The sequence below is a fragment of the Candidatus Poribacteria bacterium genome (genome assembly GCA_021162805.1).
Lineage (GTDB): Bacteria > Poribacteria > WGA-4E > B28-G17 > B28-G17 > JAGGXZ01.
Map to the genome: position 1 here is coordinate 1 of JAGGXZ010000090.1, position 4,744 is coordinate 4,744.

The window sequence follows — 4,744 nt, forward strand, 5'->3', positions numbered from 1 at the left end:
CTCCTCTCCCTTTCGGTAACATTATCTTTTGAGCCTACATCCGATTTCGGTAACATTATACATGAACGATAGCGGCAGCTTGTTTTTTATCTCCGATTGTGGTATAATACCTTCGGTATAAACCCTAGGGCCGGACCGGTCCGAACAGAGAGGAGGGGCGAAAGATTTTTCGCCCGTACTTAAGCCTCTGAAGAAGAGGGCCTCTGCAAAGGTTAAGGAACGAGGAACCGGGAGCGGAAAACGTTACAACGTTAAACGTTGAACGTGCAACGGATTTCCTTTCTCCTCGTTCCTCCGATGTAAGCCGCTTCGATGAAGGAGGAAGCCCATCTCCTTTCAGGGGTGGGAGGAGGTCACGCCTTCAGGATGTAGTAGAAAGGGATTCCCTTATCCTCTCCGCAATACGGCCGATCTCCTCGATATCTCCCTTCTCGGGTTTCCAGGGTTCCACCAGATCATCTCCCTCCCACCGCGGTATGACGTGCATGTGGAAGTGGAAAACGGTCTGGAAAGCCGCCTTTTCGCTGGCCTGAAAGAGGTTTACGCCGTCGGGGTTAAGCGCCTCTTTGATCGCCTTGGCGATCTTAGTGGCGACCCGCATCACCTTGGCCGCCACCTCCTCATCGACGTCGAACAGGTTTCGGAAATGCCTTTTAGGGACGACCAAGGTGTGGCCAGGATTGGCGGGATTGATATCCATGAAGGCCACCACATCCTCATCCTCATAGACCCTGGTCGAGAGTATATCACCGCTTATTATGCTGCAGAAGATGCACTCAGACATGGTTCACCTCCGTTGTGCCCTTTTCATGAAGTATGAAAGCGCCATATATGCTAAAAGGGCGATCAGGCATGTCAGGGGGAACCACTCGCCGAAACGCATATAGAGGGTTATCCCCGGATACAGCGGCACCTCGGCGATGATGGTGCCGTTTTCATCCGGTTTTACAACCCCGCTTATGACCCTGCCCTTGGGGCCTATCACGCAGGTTACCCCTTTGTTGGCGCATCGGAAGACCGCCTTGCCCATCTCGATCGCCCTGAACGGCGCCATGGCATAATGCTGATATGGGGCGGATGTCCCTTCGAACCAGGCATCGTTGGTTATTACCCCCATGAAGTCGACGCCCTTGCGGACGAACTCGCGGAAGATATATGGGAAGACGGATTCAAAACATATGACCGCGCCGAACCTGACGCCGTTCGGCAGTGTGAAGACGACGCTCTCCTTTCCTTTGTTGAAATCGGCCATTCCGACGACCTTCTCCTTTATGGATTTCGGGAGATACCTTCTCAAAGGGGTGTATTCGCTGAACGGCACAAGATGCTGCTTGTAATACTTCCCGACAACCCTATCGGGGGAGAGGAGCACTGCCGCGTTGTAATCCCCCCTATCGCCCTTCGTCTCATAGTGTGGGATGCCGAAAAGCAGCCAACTGCCGCCCTCCCTAAGTCTGTTTTGAAGTATCTCTACGTATTCCCTCCGGCCGGGTCTCAGAAGATCCATCAGCACGAAGGTCTCGGGGAAGACTATCAGATCCGGCCTTTCATAAGTCACCTCATCAAGGTTCTCCAGATATCGCCTGAAGGTCACCCTGGGATCGCCGTACATCTTCTCCCTCTGGGGGACGTTACCCGGTATAAGGGCGATCTCGATCTTGCCCTTAGGGGGGAGGGGCCTTTCGAGCTTCCAGATCCCATAGGAGAGGCATATCAGAAATAGGGCGAAGGGGATGAGGATATATCGTATCTCCTCCCTCCACCTCCTGAATTCCAGTATCAACCTCGCCAGAGCGGCGTTCACGGAGACGATCAGAAAGCTTATCCCCCCCAGGCCGGTTATGGAGGCGATCTGCGCTATCGGGAGGAACCTATACTGGCTGTGTCCCAGGCTTCCCCAGGGCAATCCGGTGAAAAGCCATCCTCTCAGGAGCTCAAGCGCCGTCCAGAGGGCAGCGGGTATGAAGATGTAGGCCGGAGCGGATCTGAGGTTAAGTCTTCGGACTATCCACGAAAATCCGGCGACGTAAAACGCCAGATATCCGGTCAGAAGCAGGGTGGCAAGCAGGACTATCGGGAAATTGGCATATGGATAGAGCGGCAGGATCCAATATGTCATGCCTGAGACGTAAATCGCCCCGCAGATCCATCCCAGAAGCAGGGCTCTCCTGGGTTTGACGCCCTGTATCGCTATCAGCAGCGGCACAAGCCCTATCCATATCAGCGGCCAGAGGTTGAAGAAGGGGAAGGAGAGGAGCAGGAGGGCTCCCCCGAGGATGGACAGACCCATCCTATGCCGCCAGCTAAGCGGCAGATCCGATCGATTTCCATTGTGGTTGTTGTGCTTGGACGATGTGGTCATGATATCAACCGAAAGCCACGTTGCCAAAAGCGCCTGAACGGTGGGATTTAACCCTTTCAGGAGATCAGCCATCCCGTCTCCCCGGACATCCTCCACCCTCTTCTGGAAGATCTGAGCACGCCTATTATCCCATAACGGATTGGATTTCGTCAAGTTGCCTCAAACGGCGTAACATGATATGATAATGATAGCAGTTCAACGCTTGGAGGCGAGATGGAGAGATACAAGAACATCATCCCCAACTGGGGCGAGTTCCTGAAAGCCATACAACGGCCGATGCCTCATACTTTGAGGGTCAACACGCTTAAGATCTCGCCCGATGATCTCAGGAGGAGGCTCGAGGAGAAGGGGCTTAAGGTGGAGATGGCCCCCTGGTGTCCGTATTTCTTCACGGTGAGGGGTACCAAATCGATAGGGCTGCTCTTCGAATACTGGCAGGGATACTACTATCCTCAGGAGGCATCGTCGATGGCGGCCCCTCTGGCACTTGACCCTCAGCCGGGGCAGCGGATACTGGATATGTGTGCGGCGCCCGGAGGCAAAGCCACACACCTCGCCGAGATGATGCGAAACACCGGCACGTTGATCGCCAACGATCTCGATTTCAAAAGGCTCAGGGCTCTGAGCGGGAATCTGAACAGGCTCGGCGTGACAAACACGATCATATGCAATTACAACGGCATAACGCTGCCCGAAAAGACGCTCTTCGATAAGGTCCTCCTCGACGCCCCGTGCTCGGCCGAGGGAAACGCCAGGAGATCGCCTTTCCTGAGAGGAGGCGCTAACCTCACCTACATAAGGAGGATCTCCTCGTTCCAGAAAAACGCCATCCTCAAAGCGATAGATCTGACGAAAATCGGCGGAGTGATCGTCTATTCGACATGCACCTTCGCCCCTGAGGAGAACGAGATGGTCATACAACATGCCCTTGAAAACCGCCCCGTTCGGCTTGAGCCGATCGATATCGATATACCTCATCTCGCCGGCCTAAGCGAATGGGAGGGAAGGAGGTTCCATCCCGATATGGAACTCTGTATCCGGATATACCCGCATCTTCTGGATTCAGGCGGCGCCTTTGTCGCAAAGCTGAGAAAGCTGGATGATCCCAGGGGGAAAAAGGACAGGATAGACGAGATGGAACATCCGTCAGATCCGGCGGACGACGTCGTGGGGTATTACCGCGATAGGTTCGACGTTGATCCGTCCGCCTTTGAGGGCATGAGTTTCATCAGAAGATCCGATTACATGTGGATGACCACCGCGGATCTGAGGATGCTTGAGATCTTCAGGACGTCGGGTTTCGGCCTCAGGATAGCGGGGCTTATGAGGGGAGGCAGGATCAGACCCACCGATTGGGGATTGGTCTATCTGGGAGATAGGATCAGGAAAAGCAGAGTTGAACTTCCGATCGAAGTGCTGCGCAGCGTCCTGCTCTCGGGAGGGGCGAAGGTGGAGGCGTCGGCCGAAAACGGGTATGTCGCCCTCTGCTTCAGGGATGAGGTGATCGGAAACGGCCTTATGGCCGGCGGACATGTCAAATGTAAGATGCAGGCCTCCCACAGAAACGGCCTTTACGAATCACTGAGGATGGAGGGGATTTTATGAGGAAAGCCATCACGTCCATCTTAGTTCTCCTCTCGCTTATCGTCTCATCTTCCCTTTTCGCCATCGACGATGAGGTTCATAGGCTCCGCAGGGCTCAGATGGTCGATGTGCTTAAGCGGGAGGGCATAAAGGATAAGAACGTGCTTGAGGCGATGGGAGAGGTGCCGAGACATGAGTTCGTCCCGAAAAACCTCACCCGCTATGCCTATGAGAACCGTCCCCTGCCGATAGGTTATGGCCAGACCATATCCCAGCCTTACATCGTCGCGCTGATGACGGAGCTTCTGAAGGTGAACAAGGACAGCGTGGTGCTGGAGGTGGGAACCGGATCGGGGTATCAGGCGGCGGTGCTATCGAAGCTCGTTAAAAAGGTTTACACGATAGAGATCATCAAGGAACTGGGCGAACCGGCCAAGAAGCGGCTGCGAAAACTCGGCTACAAGAACGTCGAGGTGAAGATAGGCGACGGATATTACGGATGGAAGGAACACGCCCCCTTCGACGCCATAATCGTCACGTGTGCCGCGCGTCATGTTCCGCCCCCATTGATAAAACAGCTCAAACCGGGCGGAAGGATGTGCATACCGGTCGGCTCCTTCCTCTATCAGAACCTGATCCTTATAGAGAAGACCAAAGAGGGAAAGCTCAAACAGAGGAACATCATACCGGTGATGTTCGTGCCGCTTCTGGGGCCGAACAGGAAACCGAGATGATAAAAATAACGAAGGAATCGCAGTGCGCGGGGGAACCTGCGATTCCTCCGTCCGGGTCAAATCC

The 4,744-nt window shown here is 54.5% G+C and carries 4 protein-coding genes; 2 read left to right on the forward strand and 2 right to left on the reverse strand.

Features of this window, described 5'->3' with window-relative positions:
- Positions 1–361: 361 nt before the first annotated feature.
- A complete protein-coding gene (locus J7M22_07240) occupies positions 362–784 on the reverse strand; it encodes an HIT family protein (GenBank protein ID MCD6506406.1) in 423 nt (140 codons plus the stop codon).
- 3 nt (positions 785–787) lie between these two features.
- Entirely contained in the window at positions 788–2,434 is a 1,647-nt protein-coding gene (lnt, locus tag J7M22_07245) for an apolipoprotein N-acyltransferase (GenBank protein ID MCD6506407.1), read from the reverse strand.
- Between the two features lie 141 nt (positions 2,435–2,575).
- On the opposite strand from lnt, the gene J7M22_07250 reads away from it, so the two are divergent.
- The gene (locus J7M22_07250) at positions 2,576–3,967 is read left to right on the forward strand and encodes an RsmB/NOP family class I SAM-dependent RNA methyltransferase (protein MCD6506408.1); all 1,392 of its coding nucleotides are present in this window, start codon (positions 2,576–2,578) and stop codon (positions 3,965–3,967) included.
- Positions 3,964–4,680 carry a protein-L-isoaspartate(D-aspartate) O-methyltransferase gene (locus J7M22_07255; GenBank protein ID MCD6506409.1) on the forward strand — a complete coding sequence of 239 codons (717 nt, stop codon included), beginning with the start codon at positions 3,964–3,966 and terminating at the stop codon, positions 4,678–4,680. Before J7M22_07250 ends, J7M22_07255 begins: the two co-directional genes overlap by 4 nt.
- Positions 4,681–4,744 lie beyond the last annotated feature (64 nt).